Below are 20,262 nucleotides of genomic sequence, written 5' to 3' on the forward strand. Positions count from 1 at the left end.
AATCCATCTGCTCTGATGCAAAAGCAAAGATGGATTGACCAGCATTCGCTGTTGAAAAGCGCCTCCGCTTTCGCGGGAATGACGGCATTTCGGGCACATATGCACCAAACGAAAAAACGTGGGGATATATCAGGGGTTTGCACCCCAACCTACGTGGCTTACGGTTGAAAAGATGACCTGCGAAGCATGCAAACAGGCCATCAATCGTTCATGATGCGCTGTCGTCCTGCCGGAGCTGCTCATGTCCGATCGTCGCAATTTCATCAAGGCCTCCCTGCTGGCCACTTCCGCGCTGGCGCTGCCGCGCCTTTCACGTGGCACCGCCACGCTTGCCGGTTCCCTGCCGGGCAATGTCGGCGCGCGCGTCGTTTCCACCTGGGATTTCGGCGTGCCGGCCAATCAGGCGGCATGGGCGATTCTGGGCAAGGGCGGCAAGCCGTTGGATGCGGTGGAGAAGGGCGTGATGGTGCCCGAGTCGGATCTCAACAATCACAGCGTGGGGCGCGCGGGTTATCCGGATCGCGACGGCCATGTCACGCTGGATGCCAGCATCATGGACGGCGATGGCCGCTGCGGCGCGGTGGCGGCGCTGGAGCATATCGGCCATCCGATCAACGTGGCGCGCAAGGTGATGGAGAACACGCCGCATGTGTTGCTGGTTGGCGGCGGTGCGCTGGAATTCGCCTTGCAGCAGGGTTTCAAGAAGGAAGACCTGCTCACGCCCGAATCGGAAAAGGCGTGGCACGAGTGGTTGAAGCAGGCCAAGTACAAGCCGGTGGCCAACAGCGAGAACCTCGATTACCACCGCAGCCTGGGCCTGCCGGGCGGCAAGCACAACCATGACACCATCGGCATGCTGGCGGTGGATGCGAACGGCCATCTGGCCGGTGCGTGCACTACCAGTGGCATGGCGTGGAAGCTGCACGGTCGCGTCGGCGACAGCCCGATCATCGGTGCCGGCTTGTATGTCGACAATGAAGTGGGTGGTGCCACCTCCACCGGCGTAGGCGAGGAAGTGATCCGCACCGCCGGCAGCTTCCTGGTGGTGGAATTGATGCGTCACGGCCGCAGTCCGCAGGAAGCCTGCGAAGAAGCCGTGCGGCGTATCGTGAAAAAGCGCCCCGATGCGGCGAAGGAATTGCAGGTAGGCTTTCTTGCCCTGCGGCGCGATGGCGAATGCGGCGCTTATGCGATCCAGAAAGGTTTCACCTATGCAGTGTGCGACGCCCAACAGCAGGATCGCCTGCTCGCCTCGCCCAGCGTTTACCAGACGACGTATTCCTGATGGCACGACAACCCTTGCTTGAAATTGCCGCCGGCTCGCTCGCTTCGGCTCTTGCCGCGCAGGAAGGCGGCGCCGATCGCGTGGAGCTGTGCGGCAGCCTGGCCGAAGGCGGCATCACGCCTTCGTATGGCACGCTGGCGTTGGTGCGTGATCGGGTGCGCATTCCGGTCTACGTGCTGATTCGTCCGCGCGGCGGCGATTTCCTCTACGGCGATGCCGAGTTCGAGATCATGCAGCGTGACGTGGAAACCTGTGTGCGTGTGGGCTGCGACGGCGTGGTGATCGGTGCGCTGGACGCCGATGGCCATGTCGATGCGCGTTGCCGCGAACTGGTGAGCGCAGCCGGCAAGCTGGGCGTGACGTTCCATCGTGCGATCGATGCCAGCGCAGATTTGAGCCGTTCGCTGGAAGCCATCATCGCGCTCGGCTGCGAACGCGTGCTCACCTCGGGCGGCGCGGCCAATGCGCTGGCCGGGGCCTCGGTCATTGCCGGGTTGGCCAAACAGGCCGGCGAGCGGATCGTGGTGATGGCCGGGGCGGGCATTCGCTCGGCCAATCTGGCCGAAGTGGCGAAGCTGACACAGGCGCATGATTTCCACGGCTCGGCGCGCGCGGTGCTGCGTTCGGCGATGCGCTATCTCAATCCGGCCTTGCTGGACCTGGCGCCGGATATCGAGCAGAGCAGTGTGGATGAGGTGCGGGCGATGAAGGCGGCCCTCGCCGCGCTCTCGCCGTAGGTTGGGGTTGCAAACCCCAACGCTCTGATGCGTGAGGATCGCGATGTCGGGGTTTGCACCCCGACCTACGGCAACGAAAAAGCCGGCGTTTCCGCCGGCCTGCCTTCTCCCCCGGGAGAAGGTGAAATCAGGCAACAAAAAAAGCCGGCGTTTTCGCCGGCCTGCCTTCTCCCTCGGGAGAAGGTGAAATCAGGCAACAAAAAAAGCCGGCGTTTCCGCCGGCTTTTTCATCACCAACCCTTACGCTGAGCCCTTAGGCCAGCTCGTGGATCTTGGCGTTCAGGCGGCTCTTGTGGCGAGCGGCCTTGTTCTTGTGGATCAGGCCGCGGGCGGCGTAGCGATCCATCACCGGCTGGGCGACGGCAAAGGCTTCCACAGCGGCAGCCTTGTCCTTGGCCTCGATGGCCTTGACGACCTTGCGCAGGGCGCTGCGGACCATGGAACGGGCGCTGACGTTGCGCAGGCGGCGCTGCTCGGACTGGCGCGCGCGCTTCTTCGCGGACTTGATGTTTGCCAAGGTAGAACTCCGGAATGAATACTGGGGCTGGAAAAAGGCGGCAATTATGGCGTCAATTTGACGATGGGTCAAGTGGTTGGGGATATCCCTTCCCCCTCCGGGGAGAAGATGGCCCGAAGGGCCGGATGAGGGGCAACCTTGCCATTAGCCGCAGCAAGGCTCGCTTCCATCGTAGCTATCCCGCAAGATTCGCCCCTCACCCCAGCCCTCTCCCCGGAGGGAAGAGGGGGAAGAGCCTAAGGACACCACCACCGCATGAAATCCCCCAGCATGTTACGCGGGCTGCTCTCCTTCAGCAGCATGACCATGGTGTCGCGCGTGCTGGGGCTGCTCCGGGATATTTCGATCAGCCATGTGTTCGGCGCCAACGTGGCGACCGATGCGTTCTGGGTGGCGTTTCGCATTCCCAACTTCATGCGCCGCATGTTCGCCGAAGGAGCGTTCTCCACCGCCTTCGTGCCGGTGTTCACGGAGGTGAAGGAGAAGGGCACGCACGCCGAGCTGAAGGAGCTGATGTCGCGCGTGGCCGGCACGCTCGGCGGCGTGTTGCTGATTGTGGCGGCGCTGTGTGTGCTGTTCGCGCCGCAAGTGGCGACGGTGTTCACGCCCGGCGCGGTGGACGAGCCTCACAAGTTTTCGCTGACGGTGGCGCTGCTGCGGCTCACGTTTCCGTTTCTGCTGTTCGTGTCGCTGACCGCGCTGGCCGGCGGCGCGCTCAACAGTTTTCACCGCTTCGGCCTGCCGGCGCTGACGCCGGTGATCCTCAATCTGTGCATGATCGCCGGCGCGTGGTGGCTGTCGCGGCGCCTGCAGACGCCGATCCTGGCGCTGGGCTGGGCGGTGCTGGCCGCAGGCGCGCTGCAAGTGCTGTTTCAGTTGCCGGCCTTGCGCCAGCTCGATCTGCTGGCCTGGCCGCGCTGGGGTTGGCGCCATCCGCAAGTGCAGCGGATCATGCGCCAGATGTTGCCGACGCTGTTCGGCTCTTCGGTGTCGCAGATCAATTTGTTGTTCGACACGGTGATTGCCTCGCTGCTGATCTCCGGTTCGCAGACCTGGCTGTCGCAGGCCGATCGTTTTCTCGAGTTGCCGCTGGGCGTGTTCGGCGTGGCGCTGGGTACGGTGATATTGCCGTCGCTATCGCGCCATCACGTGGCGACCGATCACGAGGGGTTTTCCAAGGCGCTGGATTGGGGCCTGCGCACCACGCTGCTGATCGCGCTGCCGGCCATGTTCGGTTTGATGCTGCTGGCGCAACCGCTGGTCGCTACCTTGTTCCAGAACGGCCAGTTCCGGCCGTTCGATACGCGCATGGCAACGCTCTCGGTGACGGCGCTGAGCTTCGGCGTGCCTGCCTATGCGCTGGTGAAGGTGCTGCTGCCGGCGTTCTACGCGCGCAAGGACACACGCACGCCGGTGCGCGCCGGGGTGGCGGCATTGCTGTCCAACATGCTGCTCAACGGCGTGTTCCTGCTGTCGTTGTATGCCTGGTGGGCGCCATCGGCATTGAAAGCAGGGCCGCTGCTGGATGGCCTGTCGAAGGTGCCTGGCCTGCATCTCGCGCTCGGCATGGCCAGCGCGGTGGCCAGTTATATCAACCTCGCCTTGTTGTGGCGCTGGCTGCGGCGGGCGGATATCTATCAGCAGCAGCCGGGATGGGGGCGTTACCTGACGCGGCTGGCGCTGGCCTGTGCGGCGATGGTCGCGTTGTTGCTGTTGGGGCGCTGGTATTGTCCGGACTGGACGCAACTGCAGACGTTCGGGCGCATCTGGCGGTTGGCGCTGCTGGTTGGTGGTGGTGGTGCGGTCTACGTTGCGGTGCTGTTTGCTGTGGGCTTTCGGCTGCGTGATTTGCAGCACGATTGAGCGTTTTGCCCATGGCGGTGTTGGGGTTTGCACCCCAACCTACGTGAGTAGATGGACCGTGGCGGCGGGAGCATCCTTTATACTCGTCCGCATGATGAAACTGTCCCGGGACGTCGCGGGGCCGTGCCTGGCCCCCGGCGGCAGTGTGGTTGCGGTCGGCGCTTTCGATGGCCTGCACCGCGGCCATCAAGCCTTGCTCAGCGAAGTGCGCCAGCGTGCGCAGGCGCTCGGCTGCACGCCGGTCGTGGTGAGTTTCGAGCCGCTGCCGCGTGCGTATTTTTCGAAGGAACCGGTGCCGCGCCTGTCCAGCGTGCGTGAAAAGCTGCTGGGCTTCGCTGCCACCGGCATGGGCCGCACCTTGCTGCTGCGTTTCAACCGGGCGCTGACCGCAATGTCGCCCGAAGACTTCGTGCAACGCGTGCTGATCGAACGGCTGCGCGCGCGTGAAGTGTGGGTGGGGGCGGATTTCCGCTTCGGCCACAAGCGCGCCGGCGACGTGGCGCTGCTGGAGCGCATGGGCCAGCAGCACGGCTTCAGCGCGCGCACCATGCCGGCCGTGCTGCTGGAGGGCGAGCGCGTCTCGGCCAGCCGCGTGCGCGCCTTGCTCGCGGCCGGCAATTTCGGCGCGGTCACGCCCTTGCTCGGGCGGCCGTTCGTGATCGAGGGCAAAGTGGAATACGGCAACCAGCTCGGGCGCGACCTGGGCTATCCCACCGCCAACATCCACCTGTGCGACCGCGTGACCCCGGTGCACGGCATCTTCGCGGTACGCGTGGGCCTGGGCGAGGGCGAATGCAGCTGGCCGGGCGTGGCCAGCCTGGGCACGCGACCCACCGTCAACGAGGTGGCCGAGCCCCTGCTGGAAGTGCATCTGTTCGACTTCGAGGGCGATCTCTACGGCCAGCGCATGGCGGTGGAATTCGTGGCCAAGCTGCGCGACGAGATGAAATTCGACGGCCTCGACGCATTGAAACAGCAAATGCGGCATGATGAGCGTTCCGCCCGGGAGATCCTAGGGATGAACCCGGCGTTGATCGACGCGAGCAAGGCCGCATCATGAAGAGCATGTCCAGCACGCACACCCCGCCGCCGGCCCTGGCCGCGACGATCATTATTATTTGAAGCACCGCCGAAGCGCGTGCGCTTGCCGCCGCGCGCGGCAAGTAAGGCACGAGGCTTCGGTTCCCCTCCCGGCATCGAAGCGGAACCCCCGTAAACACGGCACCCGAGCGATGACCCAGGATTACAAGAGCACCATCAACCTGCCGCAAACCATCTTCCCGATGCGCGGTGACCTGCCCAAGCGCGAACCGGGCTGGCTGGCCGAATGGGAAAAGGTGGATCGCTACGCGCAGATCCAGGCCAAGACCCATGGCCGCCCGCTGTTCGTGCTGCACGACGGCCCGCCGTACGCGAACGGCACCATCCACCTGGGCCATGCGATCAACAAGATCCTCAAGGACGTCGTGGTCAAGTCCAAGCTGCTGGCCGGCTTCCACGCGCCCTACGTGCCGGGTTGGGATTGCCACGGCATGCCGATCGAGATCCAGATCGAAAAGCAGTTCGGCAAGAACTTGCCCACCAGCGAGGTGATGAGCAAGGCGCGCGCCTATGCCAGCGAGCAGATCGCCAAGCAGAAGACCGATTTCAAGCGCCTGGGCGTGCTGGGCGAATGGGATCGTCCCTACCTCACCATGGCGCCGCAGAACGAGGCGGGCGAAATCCGCGCACTGGCCGAACTGCTACGCAAGGGCTACATCTATCGCGGCCTGAAACCAGTCAACTGGTGCTTCGATTGCGGCTCCGCGCTGGCCGAAGCGGAGGTGGAATACGAAGACAAGACCGATATCGCCATCGACGTCGGCTTTGCCTTCGACGATCCAGCGGCGGTAGCCAAAGCGTTCGGCCTGGAAAAACTGCCCAAGCCGAACGGCCAGCTGGTGATCTGGACCACCACGCCGTGGACCATTCCCGCCAACCAGGCGCTCAACCTGCATCCGGAATTCAGCTACAGCCTGGTCGATACGCCGAAGGGCTTGCTGATCCTCGCCACCGATCGCGTCGAAGAGTGCCTGAAGACCTACGGCTTGGAAGGACACGTCGTCGCGTCGGTAGAAGGCCACGAACTGGGCGACCTGAAATTCCGCCATCCGCTTTACGCGGTCGATCCCGGTTATGCGCGCCTGGCGCCGATCTACTTTGCTGATTACGTGACGCTCGACAGCGGCACCGGCATCGTGCACTCCGCGCCTGCGTACGGCGTGGAAGACTTCCAGTCGTGCAAGGCGTACGGCATGAAGGACGCCGACATCCTGAACCCGGTAATGGGCAACGGCGTCTACGCGTCGTGGCTGCCGCTGTTCGGCGGCATGTTCCTGTGGAAGGCCAATCCCAAGATCGTCGAGGCGCTGGACCAGGCCGGTTCGCTGCTGCACCAGAACAAGTACGCGCACAGCTACATGCATTGCTGGCGCCACAAATCGCCGATCATCTATCGCGCCACGTCGCAGTGGTTCGCCGGCATGGACCTCACGCCGAAAGACAGCGGCAAGACGCTGCGCGAAACCGCGCTGGAAGGCGTGGAAGCCACGCAGTTTTTCCCCGCCTGGGGCAAGCAGCGCCTGCACAACATGATCGCCGATCGTCCCGATTGGACGCTCTCGCGCCAGCGCCAATGGGGCGTGCCGATGGCGTTCTTCGTGCATCGCGAAACCGGTGAGCTGCATCCGCGTACGCCCGAGCTGCTGGAAGAAGTGGCCAAGCGCGTGGAACAGCACGGCATCGAAGCGTGGCAGAGTCTCGATCCGGCGGAACTCCTGGGCGCCGATGCCGAACATTACGAAAAGAACCGCGACACGCTGGATGTATGGTTCGATTCGGGTACCACGCACTGGCATGTGCTGCGTGGTTCGCACGCCGACGTGCAGGGTTTCCCGGCCGATCTCTATCTGGAAGGTTCCGACCAGCATCGCGGCTGGTTCCATTCCTCGCTGCTCACCGCCGCCATGCTCGACGGCAGGCCGCCGTACAAGCAGTTGCTGACGCACGGCTTCACGGTCGATGCGCAGGGCCGCAAGATGTCCAAGTCGCTGGGCAACGGCATCGAGCCGCAGGACATCATGAATCGCCTGGGCGCGGATATTTTGCGCCTGTGGGTGGCCTCCACCGATTACCGCTACGAGATGTCCTTGTCGGAGGAAATCCTGAAGCGCGTGTCGGACATGTATCGCCGCATCCGCAACACCGCGCGCTTCCTGCTCGGCAATCTGGATGGTTTCGATCCGGCCAGGCACTTGGTGCCGGTCGAACAGAGCCTGCTACTCGATCAATGGGCAGTGGGCCGGGCGTACGAACTGCAGCAGGCGGTCGTTGCCGCCTACGAACGCTACGACTTTCCCGAGATCGTGCAGCGCGTGCAGAACTTCTGCACCACCGAAATGGGCGCGCTGTATCTGGACATCACCAAGGACCGCCTGTACACCATGCCGACCGAAAGCCTCGGCCGGCGCAGTGCGCAGAGCGCGATGTACCGCATCCTGGAAGCGCTGGTGCGCTGGCTGGCGCCGGTGCTCTCGTTCACTGCGGAAGAAATCTGGCAGCACATGCCGGGTGAGCGCGGCGAAAGCGTGCTGTTCGAAACCTGGTACGACGGTTTGGCCAATACGCAAGGCTCGCCGGAGCAGCGCCGCTACTGGGCCGATCTGCTGGCGATGCGCGACACCGCATCGCGCGTGCTGGAAGACATGCGCAAGGCGGAAAAGATCGGCGCGGCGCTGGAAGCGAAGCTGGTGCTGCATGCCGATCCGGCCACGACCGAGCGCTATGCATCCACCGCCGATGAGCTGCGCTTCTTCTTCATCACCTCCGAGTTGAGCTTTGCGCCGTTGCAGCCGCGTCCTGCCGATGCAGTTGCGTTGCAGTTCGAAGGGGGCGGTGAGGTGTATGTGTCGGCGAGCGTCAGCGATGCGGCCAAGTGCGTGCGCTGCTGGCATCGGCGCGAGGATGTGGGCAGCAATCCTGCGCATCCGGAACTGTGCGGTCGTTGCGTGAGCAATGTGGAAGGGCCGGGCGAGAATCGCCGCTGGTTCTAATCTTGCCGTGAATCAACTCCCTCCCCTGCGAAGTAGGGGAGGGGCGGGGTGGGGTCAAGCAATCTCGCGATGATCTCGACCATGGCGGCAAGCGCGTGCAACCCCACCCCAGCCCTCCCCTGCCGAGCAGGGGAGGGAGCAATATCCGGCATCGTTATGTGATCCCAGAGAAACCCATGCATCCCAAACCCAACGCACTCCCGTGGCTGTCGCTCTCCGCACTGCTGATCGTGCTCGACCAACTCACCAAATGGTGGGCGCTGACCGCGCTGCAGCCGCCAGGCATGCCGCACCCGGTAATCCCTGGCTTTCTCAACTGGAACCTCGCCTTCAACACCGGCGCCGCCTTCAATTTCCTGGCGCAGGGCAACGGCTGGCAGCGCTGGTTCTTCGTGGGGTTGGCGGTGGTGATCAGCGCGGCGCTACTGGTATGGCTGACACGCACGCCGCGGCGCGAATGGCGCACGGCCTTGCCGCTCTCGCTGGTGATCGGCGGGGCGCTGGGCAACCTGATCGATCGCCTGCATGCCTCACAGGTCACCGACTTTATCCAGGTCTACTACCACGATTGGTACTACCCCACCTTCAACGTGGCCGATTGCGGCATCTCGGTGGGTGCGGTGCTGCTGATCCTGTTCGGGCTGCGCTCGGGTCAGGCCCGGTAGCCCCGGGCAAAGTGACCCATTCGGTCGCTGCCGGGCCACGGCACATGTGATTTACGTCACATGAGATGCCAGGGTTCCACGCGCGAACACGGTCGCAGCTTTCTTAATTGCTCATACAAAAGCGGTTAAAAGGCACATTTGCGCGTTCTGCGCGCCTTTCAGGCGCGCCGCCCAAATCACGGGCAATCCCGGCCCCATGGCCTGATTCTTGCGTTATTTCCCCTGCAACAAGGGTGTTCGACGGAGCAGGGGTAGCGCTTCACCGGACTCGTTGATGGTTACGTCAGACGCGAGGAGCGGCACTGGCGATGGGGAAGTGCGCGCAAAAGATGAGGGTGAATTCGGCAACGCGGGCGGCCACGCTGCGGCGTGCGACGTTGGCGGTGGTGATCACGCTGATCCTGTGCGCGACCTGCAAGGCGGAAGGCGCCCCCGATCACGATACCTTGCTTGCGCAAGCCCGCACCGAGCGGGCGGCGGGGCATCGCGTGGAAGCCCTGGCACATTGCCAGGAAGTGCTGGCGCACTGGCCGGACGATCGCAACGCGCAATGGCTCGCCATCCAGTTGCTGTCGGAATTGGGCGGCGCCGCGCGCGCGAGGGAACTGGCCGCAAAACTTTCTCCGCCGCTCGATGCGGCCGAACGCGAACAACTGCAGGCCGACTACGCCTCGCACGAAGTGCGCTGGGCCAGGGGCGTGCCGACCGATGCCGCGCATCCTTATGCGGACGATGACAAGGCGATCGCCGATATCCAGCGCATCGCGGATGATTCCGCAGCACCGGCGGACGTGCGCCAGCGCGCGCAACGGGACGCGCTGGTTGCGCTCGATCAAGGCGATCGTGCGCAGGAAGCGGCTGCCACTTACTCGCAACTGAAACAGCAAGGCGTGCACCTGCCGGCCTATGCCGAGCGCGCCGCCGCGGACGCGTTGATGCAGCAACATCAGCCGCGCGAAGCCATTGCACTGTACGAAGACAGCATCAAGCAGGATCCGGGCCCCTATGCACCGGGCGAGGTCGATCCGCGCATCAGCCTGGCGTCGGCGTATTTTGACGCGGGACGCACGCGCGAATCGCTCGCCATGGTCGACAAGCTGGCCGCGGACGAGCCGCGCTGGCTGCGCACGCCTGGCGTCCGTGGCGCCAAGCAGAATTCGCGCAAAGTCGATGCCGACAGCACCGCCATCCAGTTGCACGCAGACGCCGGTCAATTGCAAGGTGCGTATCAGCAGTTGATGGCCATGTGCGCCGAAGCGCCCGGCAACGTGGAACTGCGCAGGCAATTGGCGATGACCGAACTCGCGCGCGGCTGGCCGCATCGCGCCGCGCAAACCTTGAAGATCGCCTCCACGCTGGAAGACGAGCACGACGCCTCCGCCAACCTCGACGATGCCGACGTAGCCAACGCCATGCACGACTACACCGGCACGCAAGCGGCGCTGGACCGCGCGCAACAGCAAGCCGGACGCAGCGGCCGTGTACAGGACGCATGGGCAGCATGGGATCGCCAGCGCGGCTGGCAGTTCGATCTTACGCACGATAACGGTTGGGGCAGCAGTCCGGACTACGGCGATCGCGACCAGGAAACCGAAGCGACCCTGGCCAGCCCGTTGCTCGGCGATCACTGGCGTATCATTGCGCTGGCGCGTGCGGCATCGGCCGCTTTGCCGGAAGGACACGTGGCGAGAAACCGCGCCGGCCTCGGTATTCGCGGCTACCTGCCGGATGTGTCGTTCTATTTGCAAGCGCTGCCTGCGGTGGATCACTACGTACGGCGTACGGACGTGGAGGCCGGCGCCAACTGGGCGATCAATGATCATTGGTCGGTGGCCGCCGATTGGGCCAGCGCCGGCGCGGACGTTCCGCTGCGTGCGGAACGCTATGGCATCACCGGCAAGACGTTCAGCAGCGCCGTACAGTGGCGCGCCAGTGAACTCACCTCCGCGCGCCTGGCGCTGTACCGCGATCGCTTCAGCGACGGCAACGTGCGCAAGGGCTGGCTGGGCGACTTCGTGCAGCGCCTGCATACCGCGCCGAGCCTCACGCTGGACGGTGGCGTGGAAATCGGCGGTTCGACCAACAGCGAAACGAACCGGCCATATTTCAATCCATCCTGGGATCGCTCCTATGCGCTCACCAGCGCATTGCAGAACGTGATTTATCAATACGACGACCGCGCCTGGAGCGAACGCTTGGACGTGGCCGCCGGCCGCTATGCCGAACGCCATTACGCCACCGGCTGGATGGCCAGCGCGCGCTACGGGCAAATTTTCCAGGTACATGCCGGCCTGCGTCTGGGCTGGGGCGTGAGCTGGCGCTGGCAACCCTACGACGGCCGGCACGAATCGCGTGTCGTGTTCGACATGTCCTTGCATTGGGGAGAGTAGCGATGCGCCCGATCCTGCTCGCCCTGGTTCTTCTGATGATGGCGCAGCTGGCTTGCGCCAATGAATTCGTGCCCGATTCATCTGGGCTGATCGTGCTCGCCTATCACAACGTGCGCGACGACGTCGGCCTGCAGGGCGACCGCGATCCGGATGCCACCAGCACCGATCATTTGATCGCGCATTTCGATTGGCTGAAGGCCAACGGCTATCACGTGGTAAGCCTGGATGACGTGATCAAGGCGCGGCAGGGTGGCACGCCGCTGCCGCCGCATGCGGTGCTGCTGACCTTCGATGACGGTCTGGAAAGTTTCTACACGCGCGTGTATCCACTGCTGCGCGCCTACGATTATCCGGCGGTGTCGGCGCTGGTCGGTTCGTGGATGGACATGCCGGCCGGCAAGCAGATGCCCTACAACGGCGGCCCCTGCACACGCGATTGCTTCCTCACCTGGGCGCAAGTGAGCCAGATGCAGCGCTCCGGCCTGGTGGCATTCGCCTCGCATACCTGGGACATGCATACCGGCATACCGGCCAATCCGCAGAGCAACCAGCTGCCGGCCGTGGTCAGCCTGCGCTACGACACGCACACGGCGCGTTATGAAAGCGAAGCGGCGTATGCGGAACGCCTGCGCGAGGATCTGCGCCATAGCGCCGACGAGATCGAACACGCGACCGGTCAACGTCCGCGCGCCATCGTCTGGCCCTACGGCGCCTACAACCAGCGCGCGCTGCAAGTGGCGGCAAGCGAAGGCATGGGCGTCTCCTTCAGTCTCGACGATGCCGTTCCCGCATCGCCGGACGATCGCACGCTGCCGCGCTTGTTGGTGAGCGGCAACATCAGCGCCAACCGGCTTGGCTGGCTGATCCGCCATCGTTCGCGCATCGAACCGGTACGTGCGGTGCAAGTGGACCTGGATTACATCTACGATCCCGATCCGGCGCAGCAGGAAAAGAACCTCTCGCGCCTGCTCGATCGCATCAAGCGCATGCATCCCAACCAAGTGTGGCTGCAGGCGTATGCCGACCCGAACGGCGATGGCGTGGCCTCGGCCGTGTATTTTCCCAATCGCCATCTGCCGATGCGCGCGGATCTCTACTCGCGTGTGGCATGGCAACTGCGTACGCGCGCGCAAGTACGTGTGTACGCGTGGATGCCGGTGCTGGCGTTCCGTTTTCCCGATGCGCCCGACCTGCCTTCACTCGCCGGCGAGCCGAAGCCGGGCGGCGATCATTACCGCCTGGCGCCGTGGGATCCGCGCGTGCGGCAATGGATCGGCGACATGTATGAAGACCTCGCCATGCATGGCGACATGGCGGGCCTGCTGTTCTCCGACGATGCGTATCTTCGCGATACGGACCAGCTTGGGCCCTGGTCGAGCAAGTCGCCCGCGCAGCGCACCGCCGCGCTGATCGACTTCACGCATGAGCTCACCGCACGCGTACGTCGCTGGCGGCCTTCGGTAAAGACCGCACGCAACATCTATGCGCGCGCGATCCTGGATCCGTCATCCGAAACCTGGTTTGCGCAGAGCCTGCCCGCCTTCCTCGCCGGCTACGACATCACCGCCGTAATGGCGATGCCGCAATTGGATAAACAAGCAGACAGCGACGACTGGTATCGCACGCTGGTGGCGCGCGTGGCAGCCGCGAGCCCGCACGCGCTGGACCATACCTTGTTCGAGCTGGCGACGCACGATTGGCGCACCGGCCAGCCGATTACCGACGAAGACGTCGACGCGCGCGTCCAGCTGCTGCAACTGCAGGGCGTGCGTCACCTGGGCTACTACCCGGACGATTTCATTCACGATCACCCGCGGCTCGAAGCGGTCCGTCCGGCGGTCTCCATCGCCGACTATCCCTATCCGGAGCGATAACGATGATCAGTCACGCGCTCCATGCCTTGCTCGAATTCGCGTTCTTCTATCCGCTGGCGATGTCGCTGATGTGGATGAGCGGGGGATTGATCTACTTCTTCCGCTGGGAACGTCGCGAACCCTCGCGCGTAAAACCACCGGCACTGGCGTCGTATCCGCTGGTGTCGCTGATCGTGCCGTGCCATAACGAAAGCGAGCACGTGCGCGAAACGCTGATGCAGCTGGCGAAGCAGACCTATCCGTGCTTCGAGATCATCGCGGTGAACGATGGTTCCACCGACGACACCGGTGCGCAGCTCGATCAATTGATGAAGGAAATTCCCGAATTGCGCGTGCTGCACCTGGCGACCAACCGCGGCAAGGCGACCGGCCTGCGCGCGGCGGCGCTCGCCGCCAAGGGCGACTACCTGGTTTGCATCGATGGCGATGCGTTGCTCGACAGCTATGCCACCCACTGGCTGGTGATGCACATGCTGGAAAGCCCGCGCGTAGGTGCGGTTACCGGCAATCCGCGCATTCGCAACCGCTCCACCTTGCTTGGCCGTCTGCAAGTGGGCGAGTTCTCCTCGATCATCGGCCTGATCAAGCGCGCGCAGCGCGTGTATGGGCGCATCTTCACGGTTTCGGGCGTGATCTCGGCATTCCGCAAAAGCGCCTTGCACGATGTTGGTTACTGGAACACCGACATGGTGACCGAAGACATCGATGTGAGCTGGCGCCTGCAGATGCGGCATTGGGAAATCCGCTACGAACCCAATGCGCTGTGCTGGATTCTGATGCCTGAAACGCTGCGTGGGTTGTGGAGGCAGCGCCTGCGCTGGGCGCAGGGCGGATCCGAAGTGCTGCTGCGCTATGGATTGAAGCTGTTGCACTGGCGCCAGAGGCGCATGTGGATGGTGGCGCTGGAATACCTGGTGAGCCTGGTGTGGTCGTTCGACATGGCCACGATCGTGTTGCTGTGGCTTGCCAGCCTGGTGATCACGCTTCCGCCTTCGCTGCACGTGCCTACCTTCATCCCACAATGGAACGGCGTGGTGCTCGGCATGATCTGCATGCTGCAGTTCCTGATCAGCCTGCTGATCGATCGCCGTTACGAGACAGGCGTCGGTCGCAATTACTACTGGATGATCTGGTATCCGCTGGTCTACTGGATGCTGACCACCGCCACCTCCATCGTTGCCTTGCCCAAGGCCATTCTGAAGCGCCGCGGCACTTTGGCGATCTGGACCAGTCCTGACAGGGGAATACAATGAAAGCCGAATTCATTATCAACCGACCGCACCGCCAGCCGCCGCTGCAACGCACCGTGTTCACCCTCATCACGATGGTGGCGTGGACGCTATGGATATCGCTATGGCTACCCGTGCTTACCTTGATCGCCTGGCTGCTTGGCCTGGAAGACGCCTTCCAGCAACTGGGCCTGATGCATCCGCTGCACGCGGCGAACGACTTGAGCATCGTGCTTTGCGTGGCGATCGTCTGCGCGCTGATGATGGGCTCGTGGTCGCAATACAACCGCGTGCGCTTTGCCGGCAAGCAGCGCCGCCGCGGCAATCGCAGCGTGGACATTGCGGAGATGGCACCTGCATTGGCGGCGTCCGTGGAAACGGCGCAACGCCTGCGCGCGGGGAAGCGCTCGGTGGTGCACTTCGCGCAGGACGGATGGATGTTTCTCGACGCGGGCGTCCACTCGGATTGAGCGGGCCCGCTGGATCGGCAGTTTTGACACCCGCCGATGAATCGACAAGCTGCTATCACTCGGAAAGGGGAGAGGATATGAAGCTGACTTTAGCTGCGCTGTTACTGGCCGCCTGCGGCGCCTGTTCATCGATGCCCGCACAGGCCGATGAGGATGGAGTTGTTTACGGAGCGGGCAACCAATCCTGCGGCAAATGGATGGAAGCAAGACGAGCAGGAGATTTCTTCAATTACGCTCCCCTGGTCGACTGGACACAGGGCTTCATCACCGCCGCCAGCATGGCCGGCTTGCGGCTCAAACAGGCTAACGGCGCCGACGTAAGAGGCTTCCTCGACGAATACTGCGAGCGCAATCCGGGCGAAAAGATCAACGATGCTGCGTACCATCTGACGATGGCGTTGCGGTACTGATCGCCAACAAAAAAGCCAAGGCTGTTCGAAGCCTTGGCTTTTTTTAATTTGGTACCGGTGATAGGACTCGAACCTACACTCTGTCGCCAGAAGCGGATTTTGAGTCCGCCGCGTCTACCATTCCGCCACACCGGCAAGTGCGAACGCCCATTATGCCGGTTTCAATTGACCGGGTCGAGACTCAGCTTGCGGTCCTGGCGCTGGTAGCAGCGGTCGCCGTCGGCGGGCTGGAACACGGCGCAGTGGGTCATGTTGCCGGAGTAGATGTGCAGGCTCACGGCGACCTTGTCGTCGCTGGGGTTGCGGATGGTGTGGTATTCGTGCGGCGGGATCAGGCTGCCGGCGGAGCCGGGGCCGGCCTGGATCGAGCCTACGGGCTGGAATCGGTACAGCCCGTCCTGGCCGGCGGCGGGCAGTTGCTCGTACTGCACCACTTCCAGCGCGCCGCTCCAGACGCCTTCCACGCACCACATGCCGCAATGGTCATGGATGGGGGTGCCCTGGCCCGGGCCCCAGGTCATGGCCACCACGCAGTAGCCGTATTCGTCGCTGTGGTACAGCTCGCGGCGGGCGTAGCGGTGTTCGGCGGTTTCGAACACGCAGTCCGGCAGCCGGATTTCCTGGCCCTGGATCAGCTTGCACAGGCTGTTGCGCAGGCTGTCGGTGATGGCGGGCGTGGAGCCCTTGGTGACGGCGGTGTCGATCGCCTGGATCAACTTGTCGCAGCCGGGGAATGGCGTGGTGAGCATCGAAAGTCTCGGTGGATCTTCAAGGTTTTGCCACCCCTGGAGGCTGGCCGGTTGACGCCGAAACGACGCTTCTCTGCTAGCCTTCCCCAAGCGGCGCCCGAATCGGCCTGCAGGGGGAAACCATGGGTGTGATGGTGATTGTAGCGTACCGCCCGAAGGCGGGGTGCGCGGAGGAGCTGGAGGCTCTGGTTCGCGAGCACGTGCCGTGCTTGCGTGCGCTGGGCCTGATAACGGATCGGCCGGTGCAGGCCATGCGTGGCCTGGATGGCATCATCGTCGAGGTGTTCGAGTGGAAGGAGGGCGCCATCGAAGACGCCCACAAAAGCTCGCGCGTGGTGGATCTATGGGAGCGCTTCGCCGGCGCCTGCGATTACGTGCCGCTGCGCGAGCTGCCAGAGGCGGAGAAGATGTTCGCGGAGTTCCGGCCGCTCTAGGGGGCGTTGGGGTTTTCACCCCCGCCTACGGGGGCCGGTAGGTTGGGGTGCAAACCCCAACATTATCCAACCCGACAAAGCGTGGAACACCGACAGACTGCAACCTGCAACGCTGTGTACGTTGGCATGCAAATCCAACACACCTCAGCGACAGCGCCATGCGATATCGGCGGACAACGGTTCCCGGCGGCACCTATTTCTTCACCGTCAATCTCGCCAGCCGCGCGAGCGACCTGTTGGTAAAACGCATCGACGTGTTGCGTGAAGCCGTCAAGACAGTCAAACAGCGTTATCCGTTTCGCATCCTGGCATGGGTCGTTCTTCCCGAGCACATGCATGCCATCTGGGAAATGCCAACCGATGATGCCGATTATTCGAAGCGGTGGATGCTGATCAAGCAACGCTTCTCATGGGCCATCGAGCGATATGAAGCGATCGGTGCTTCGCGGCGCAGCAAGGGAGAGCGCGGAATCTGGCAGCGCCGATTCTGGGAGCATTGCATAAAGGGCGAACAGGACCTGGCGCGACATGTGGATTACGTGCACGTCAATCCGGTCAAGCATGGATATGTAGAGCGTGCCAGCGATTGGCCGTATTCGTCGATTCATCGGTATATCAGGCAGGGGATGCTTACCCCGGATTGGGCTTGCGAGCCGGATGCAACGATACAGGACGGAGAGAGATCATGACGTTGGGGTGCAAACCCCTGCATCGTCAAAGACGCGCGAGAAACCCACCAATCGCGCGGCTGTAATTCTCGATATCCACCAGAAACGCATCGTGGCCTTGCGGGGAATCCAGCGCCACGAATTCCACGTTGGCGCCGGCCGCGCGCAACCCTTCGGCGATCTGTTCCTGCTGCTCCAGCGGAAACAGGATATCGGTGCTGACGCCGATCACCAGCGCCTGTTCGATGTGGATGCGTTTCAAGCCTTCCATCACGCTGCCGTGGCCGTATTCGGAAATGTCGAACCAGTCGCTGGCGCGCGACAGATACAGGTAACTGTTGGGATCGAAGGTGCGCACAAAGCGGCGCGCGTGGCCTTCCAGATACGACTCCACCTGGAATTCGAAGCCGAACGGCTGTTCTTCGCGCTGGTCGGCATCCAGCCGGATGCGCGCGAAGCGGCCGTTCCATTCCATCGCGGAACGGTAGGTGATCACGCCGAGCTTGCGCGCGATGCTCATGCCGGTATCCGGATAGCGCTTGTCGCTGTACTGGCCGCCGTTCCAGTTGGGATCGAGCCGGATCGCCTCGCGCTGCAGCGAGCGGATGGCGATGGCGAACGGCTGCGCTTGCGGCGCGGTATCCACGCTGATGTGCGTGCGCACGCTGCCAGGGTGCAGCACCATGTACCCCAGCGCGCTCATGCCGCCCATGGAACAGCCGATCAGGCAGCCGAGCTGATCGATGCCCAGGCTCTTGACCAGCGCGTGCGCCGCATTGGCGACGTCTTCCAGGGAAAGGTCCGGAAAATTCAGCCGATACGGTTCGCCGGTAGCCGGATCGATCGATGCCGGGCAGGTGGAACCCTTGTCGCTGCCCAGTGAGTTCACGCAGATCACGAACCAGCGCGACGTATCGATCGCCTTGCCGGGACCGAGCATGCCTTCCCACCAGCCGGGCGAGGGATCTTCCGCGTTGGAGGCCGCGTGCGCGCTGGGCGACAGGCCGGTGAGGATCAATACCGCGTTGTCGCGTGCCGCATTCAGGCTGCCCCAGGTTTCGTAGGCGACGTGCGCGCCGTCCAATGCGCCGCCGCGTTTCATGGCGAACGGGGAGGGCAGGGGAAAGTACTTGCGTGCATCGCTCATGGCAGGTTCTTGCTGAATGGGGTGTCTTGCCTTGTCGAGCATGGCCGCGTCTGCCTTGTTGTCATTCCGACGAAAGCCGGAATCCAGTATCAAACAAATGGGCGAAGCCGGCGAAAGTTTTTATATTGCGTGCTTCGCACGGCATGTTTTAATGGATTTCGGCCTTCGCCGGAATGACGGCGAGGAACATCAAGCATCGCAAAACATCATATGGCTATGCCAAATGCTTGAATTGCTAATCATGAACCTTGTCGATGAGCACCTTCACGGCTGCCTTGCTGCCGACATCGATCACGCCGCTGTCGCCTTCCAGGTCGCCGCTTTGCGCCATGGCGTTGCCGCTGTGGCTGACACGGGCGCCCACCACCACGCGGGATACCGACGAAAGCTTCATCGATGGCACCATGCTCATGGCGTCGGTCAGCGTAACGCTGGCCGGTGCCTGCTTCAGCTGATCGGCGCTGAGTCGCGCCACCGCAAGCGGCATGGGTGGGCCATCCGGTGCGCGGGCGTAGACGAACAGCGTGTCGCCCTTGGCCAGCTTGGCATCGAGCTTTGGAGATAGCGCAACCTGCACGTGCAATTGAGCGCCTTGGTCGGTAGCAGTCGCGACGCTGGAAGCGCTGGCTGGCGCACTGCCGGCGCGCGCATCGGCCAATGCGATCTGCTCAGCTACTGCTTGCGCGACATTGCTGCCCGGCTGCAGCAAGGGTTGCAGTTTGCGCCAGGTGGCTGCCGCTTCCGCAAAATGGCCATGCTGGAAATCGCTGATGCCGAGCAGCCACAGCCCGCGCTGGTTGTCGGGGTCCAGTTTGATCGCGCGCTCGAGCAGATCGCGCGCGCGATCGCTGATGTGATGATCGTCGCTGGCCGCCGAATCGGCCTGAGCCCAGCCGACCAGCGCGGAGGTGTTGTCGGGGCTTAGCTTCAGTATCTGGCCATAGGCACCGCGAGCGTCCTGCAACTGCTGCATTTCCATATCGGCCTGCGCAAGCAGCAACCAGCCCTGGATATCGTTCGGTTGCGCAGCCAGATGCGCGCGCAATTCGTCCAGCGCCTTCTTGACGTCCACTTCCTGCGGTACGCCATTCAACGCGGCCGGCGTGCCCACCTGCCAGTACAACAAGGCGGCGCCCACCGGAATCATCAGCGCAATGCCCAACATCAGCACGAACAAGCTGTGCGGCCGTCCTGCTTGCCGGCCATGCCGCAGCAGCGGCAACAACAGCAAGGCCAAAGCCACAGCAATCATCACTGCGGCGGCGATATAGAAAAGCGGTTTCACCAATCGTCCCCGTTATCGGTCGGTGCGGCCGGAATCCCGGCGTGGCTGCGTTTGCGGATGGTGTTGACGACCACGACACCGCCGCCGATCAGGATCAGCAAGGGGCCGAACCACAGCAGCCAGGTGCGATGGTTGACCGGTGGATCGTAAAGCACGAAATCGGAATAGCGGTCCACCAGGTACTGCTTGATCTCGGTGTCGCTCTTGCCCTGTTGCATCAGCTCGAACACCTTGTGGCGCAGGTCGCGCGCGAAGTTGGCGTTGGAGTCGGCGAGGTTTTCGTCCTGGCAGACCAGGCAGCGCAGTTCGCCGGTGAGATGCTGAAAGCGCAGTTCTTCGGCGTGGTCGCGGAAGGGGAGCGGGTCGATGGCTTGGGCGGATGCGTTGTTTGCAAGAAAGGCAAGCGCAAACAGCAAGAAGGCGAGAATATGCATCGCCGCGCTGTTTC

Annotated in this window: 18 protein-coding genes and 1 tRNA gene; 13 read left to right on the top strand and 6 right to left on the bottom strand. The window is 63.4% G+C overall.

From position 1 onward, the window contains the following. Window positions 1-241 precede the first annotated feature (241 nt). Window positions 242-1,285, top strand: a complete 1,044-nt coding sequence (locus ACTHNE_RS12855) for a N(4)-(beta-N-acetylglucosaminyl)-L-asparaginase (RefSeq protein ID WP_440269450.1) — start codon at window positions 242-244, stop codon at window positions 1,283-1,285. Beyond that, window positions 1,285-2,022, top strand: coding sequence for a copper homeostasis protein CutC (locus tag ACTHNE_RS12860; protein ID WP_324946410.1), 738 nt, complete (start codon window positions 1,285-1,287; stop codon window positions 2,020-2,022). The genes ACTHNE_RS12855 and ACTHNE_RS12860 overlap by 1 nt, the downstream gene beginning before the upstream one ends. Window positions 2,023-2,275: 253 nt before the next feature. Here ACTHNE_RS12860 and rpsT read toward each other — a convergent pair whose 3' ends face one another. Next, window positions 2,276-2,539: a 30S ribosomal protein S20 gene (gene rpsT, locus ACTHNE_RS12865; protein ID WP_324946408.1), complete on the bottom strand. Its 264-nt coding sequence runs from the start codon at window positions 2,537-2,539 to the stop codon at window positions 2,276-2,278. Window positions 2,540-2,809: 270 nt separating this feature from the next. Here rpsT and murJ point away from each other — a divergent pair, with 270 nt between their 5' ends. The 9 genes from murJ to ACTHNE_RS12910 all read left to right on the top strand — a co-directional run bounded on the left by murJ (window position 2,810) and on the right by ACTHNE_RS12910 (window position 15,531). Then, the gene (murJ, locus tag ACTHNE_RS12870; RefSeq protein WP_440269463.1) at window positions 2,810-4,402 is read left to right on the top strand and encodes a murein biosynthesis integral membrane protein MurJ; all 1,593 of its coding nucleotides are present in this window, start codon (window positions 2,810-2,812) and stop codon (window positions 4,400-4,402) included. A gap of 91 nt (window positions 4,403-4,493) precedes the next feature. Then, window positions 4,494-5,462 carry a bifunctional riboflavin kinase/FAD synthetase gene (locus tag ACTHNE_RS12875; RefSeq protein ID WP_324937431.1) on the top strand — a complete coding sequence of 323 codons (969 nt, stop codon included), beginning with the start codon at window positions 4,494-4,496 and terminating at the stop codon, window positions 5,460-5,462. A gap of 172 nt (window positions 5,463-5,634) precedes the next feature. Then, the gene (ileS, locus tag ACTHNE_RS12880) at window positions 5,635-8,493 is read left to right on the top strand and encodes an isoleucine--tRNA ligase (protein ID WP_440269451.1); all 2,859 of its coding nucleotides are present in this window, start codon (window positions 5,635-5,637) and stop codon (window positions 8,491-8,493) included. A 176-nt stretch (window positions 8,494-8,669) separates the two neighbouring features. Then, window positions 8,670-9,158: a signal peptidase II gene (gene lspA / locus ACTHNE_RS12885; protein ID WP_324937427.1), complete on the top strand. Its 489-nt coding sequence runs from the start codon at window positions 8,670-8,672 to the stop codon at window positions 9,156-9,158. A gap of 335 nt (window positions 9,159-9,493) precedes the next feature. Beyond that, window positions 9,494-11,548 carry a poly-beta-1,6 N-acetyl-D-glucosamine export porin PgaA gene (gene pgaA / locus ACTHNE_RS12890; RefSeq protein WP_440269452.1) on the top strand — a complete coding sequence of 685 codons (2,055 nt, stop codon included), beginning with the start codon at window positions 9,494-9,496 and terminating at the stop codon, window positions 11,546-11,548. Window positions 11,549-11,550: 2 nt separating this feature from the next. Continuing rightward, window positions 11,551-13,422 (top strand): poly-beta-1,6-N-acetyl-D-glucosamine N-deacetylase PgaB, encoded by a 1,872-nt coding sequence (gene pgaB, locus ACTHNE_RS12895; RefSeq protein ID WP_324937423.1) that lies wholly within the window; start codon window positions 11,551-11,553, stop codon window positions 13,420-13,422. A 2-nt stretch (window positions 13,423-13,424) separates the two neighbouring features. Continuing rightward, window positions 13,425-14,675: a poly-beta-1,6-N-acetyl-D-glucosamine synthase gene (pgaC, locus tag ACTHNE_RS12900; RefSeq protein WP_324937421.1), complete on the top strand. Its 1,251-nt coding sequence runs from the start codon at window positions 13,425-13,427 to the stop codon at window positions 14,673-14,675. After that, the gene (pgaD, locus tag ACTHNE_RS12905; RefSeq protein ID WP_324937419.1) at window positions 14,672-15,121 is read left to right on the top strand and encodes a poly-beta-1,6-N-acetyl-D-glucosamine biosynthesis protein PgaD; all 450 of its coding nucleotides are present in this window, start codon (window positions 14,672-14,674) and stop codon (window positions 15,119-15,121) included. Before pgaC ends, pgaD begins: the two co-directional genes overlap by 4 nt. A 77-nt stretch (window positions 15,122-15,198) precedes the next feature. Continuing rightward, complete coding sequence (locus ACTHNE_RS12910; RefSeq protein ID WP_440269453.1) at window positions 15,199-15,531, top strand: hypothetical protein; 333 nt, start codon at window positions 15,199-15,201, stop codon at window positions 15,529-15,531. A 49-nt stretch (window positions 15,532-15,580) separates the two neighbouring features. Here the strand turns inward: ACTHNE_RS12910 and ACTHNE_RS12915 are convergent. Next, a tRNA-Leu gene (locus ACTHNE_RS12915) sits at window positions 15,581-15,666 on the bottom strand. Window positions 15,667-15,692: 26 nt separating this feature from the next. Then, complete coding sequence (locus tag ACTHNE_RS12920; RefSeq protein WP_440269454.1) at window positions 15,693-16,280, bottom strand: cysteine dioxygenase; 588 nt, start codon at window positions 16,278-16,280, stop codon at window positions 15,693-15,695. Window positions 16,281-16,402: 122 nt separating this feature from the next. Here ACTHNE_RS12920 and ACTHNE_RS12925 point away from each other — a divergent pair, with 122 nt between their 5' ends. Continuing rightward, window positions 16,403-16,714: a hypothetical protein gene (locus ACTHNE_RS12925; RefSeq protein WP_324937414.1), complete on the top strand. Its 312-nt coding sequence runs from the start codon at window positions 16,403-16,405 to the stop codon at window positions 16,712-16,714. A gap of 158 nt (window positions 16,715-16,872) precedes the next feature. Next, window positions 16,873-17,403, top strand: a complete 531-nt coding sequence (locus tag ACTHNE_RS12930; protein WP_324937413.1) for an REP-associated tyrosine transposase — start codon at window positions 16,873-16,875, stop codon at window positions 17,401-17,403. A 25-nt stretch (window positions 17,404-17,428) separates the two neighbouring features. On the opposite strand, the gene metX is transcribed toward ACTHNE_RS12930, so the two are convergent. The 3 genes from metX to ACTHNE_RS12945 form a co-directional block, all read right to left on the bottom strand. Next, entirely contained in the window at window positions 17,429-18,529 is a 1,101-nt protein-coding gene (gene metX / locus ACTHNE_RS12935) for a homoserine O-acetyltransferase MetX (RefSeq protein ID WP_440269455.1), read from the bottom strand. Window positions 18,530-18,764: 235 nt separating this feature from the next. Next, entirely contained in the window at window positions 18,765-19,814 is a 1,050-nt protein-coding gene (locus ACTHNE_RS12940; protein WP_324937408.1) for a tetratricopeptide repeat protein, read from the bottom strand. Next, complete coding sequence (locus ACTHNE_RS12945; RefSeq protein WP_324937435.1) at window positions 19,811-20,248, bottom strand: cytochrome c-type biogenesis protein; 438 nt, start codon at window positions 20,246-20,248, stop codon at window positions 19,811-19,813. The genes ACTHNE_RS12940 and ACTHNE_RS12945 overlap by 4 nt, the downstream gene beginning before the upstream one ends. Window positions 20,249-20,262: the final 14 nt, after the last annotated feature.

Source organism: Dyella sp. (assembly GCF_051954575.1).
Lineage (GTDB): Bacteria > Pseudomonadota > Gammaproteobacteria > Xanthomonadales > Rhodanobacteraceae > Dyella_B.

What these genes read in the sequence shown, in the direction of transcription:
- ACTHNE_RS12930 (WP_324937413.1), top strand. Translation starts at nt 16,873, where the DNA reads ATGCGATATCGGCGGACAACGGTTCCCGGCGGCACCTATTTCTTCACC.
- ileS (WP_440269451.1), top strand. Translation starts at nt 5,635, where the DNA reads ATGACCCAGGATTACAAGAGCACCATCAACCTGCCGCAAACCATCTTC.
- ACTHNE_RS12945 (WP_324937435.1), bottom strand. Translation starts at nt 20,248, where the DNA reads ATGCATATTCTCGCCTTCTTGCTGTTTGCGCTTGCCTTTCTTGCAAAC.
- ACTHNE_RS12860 (WP_324946410.1), top strand. Translation starts at nt 1,285, where the DNA reads ATGGCACGACAACCCTTGCTTGAAATTGCCGCCGGCTCGCTCGCTTCG.
- pgaD (WP_324937419.1), top strand. Translation starts at nt 14,672, where the DNA reads ATGAAAGCCGAATTCATTATCAACCGACCGCACCGCCAGCCGCCGCTG.
- ACTHNE_RS12910 (WP_440269453.1), top strand. Translation starts at nt 15,199, where the DNA reads ATGAAGCTGACTTTAGCTGCGCTGTTACTGGCCGCCTGCGGCGCCTGT.
- ACTHNE_RS12855 (WP_440269450.1), top strand. Translation starts at nt 242, where the DNA reads ATGTCCGATCGTCGCAATTTCATCAAGGCCTCCCTGCTGGCCACTTCC.
- ACTHNE_RS12920 (WP_440269454.1), bottom strand. Translation starts at nt 16,280, where the DNA reads ATGCTCACCACGCCATTCCCCGGCTGCGACAAGTTGATCCAGGCGATC.
- metX (WP_440269455.1), bottom strand. Translation starts at nt 18,529, where the DNA reads ATGAGCGATGCACGCAAGTACTTTCCCCTGCCCTCCCCGTTCGCCATG.
- pgaB (WP_324937423.1), top strand. Translation starts at nt 11,551, where the DNA reads ATGCGCCCGATCCTGCTCGCCCTGGTTCTTCTGATGATGGCGCAGCTG.
- ACTHNE_RS12875 (WP_324937431.1), top strand. Translation starts at nt 4,494, where the DNA reads ATGATGAAACTGTCCCGGGACGTCGCGGGGCCGTGCCTGGCCCCCGGC.
- ACTHNE_RS12925 (WP_324937414.1), top strand. Translation starts at nt 16,403, where the DNA reads ATGGGTGTGATGGTGATTGTAGCGTACCGCCCGAAGGCGGGGTGCGCG.
- pgaC (WP_324937421.1), top strand. Translation starts at nt 13,425, where the DNA reads ATGATCAGTCACGCGCTCCATGCCTTGCTCGAATTCGCGTTCTTCTAT.
- lspA (WP_324937427.1), top strand. Translation starts at nt 8,670, where the DNA reads ATGCATCCCAAACCCAACGCACTCCCGTGGCTGTCGCTCTCCGCACTG.
- murJ (WP_440269463.1), top strand. Translation starts at nt 2,810, where the DNA reads ATGTTACGCGGGCTGCTCTCCTTCAGCAGCATGACCATGGTGTCGCGC.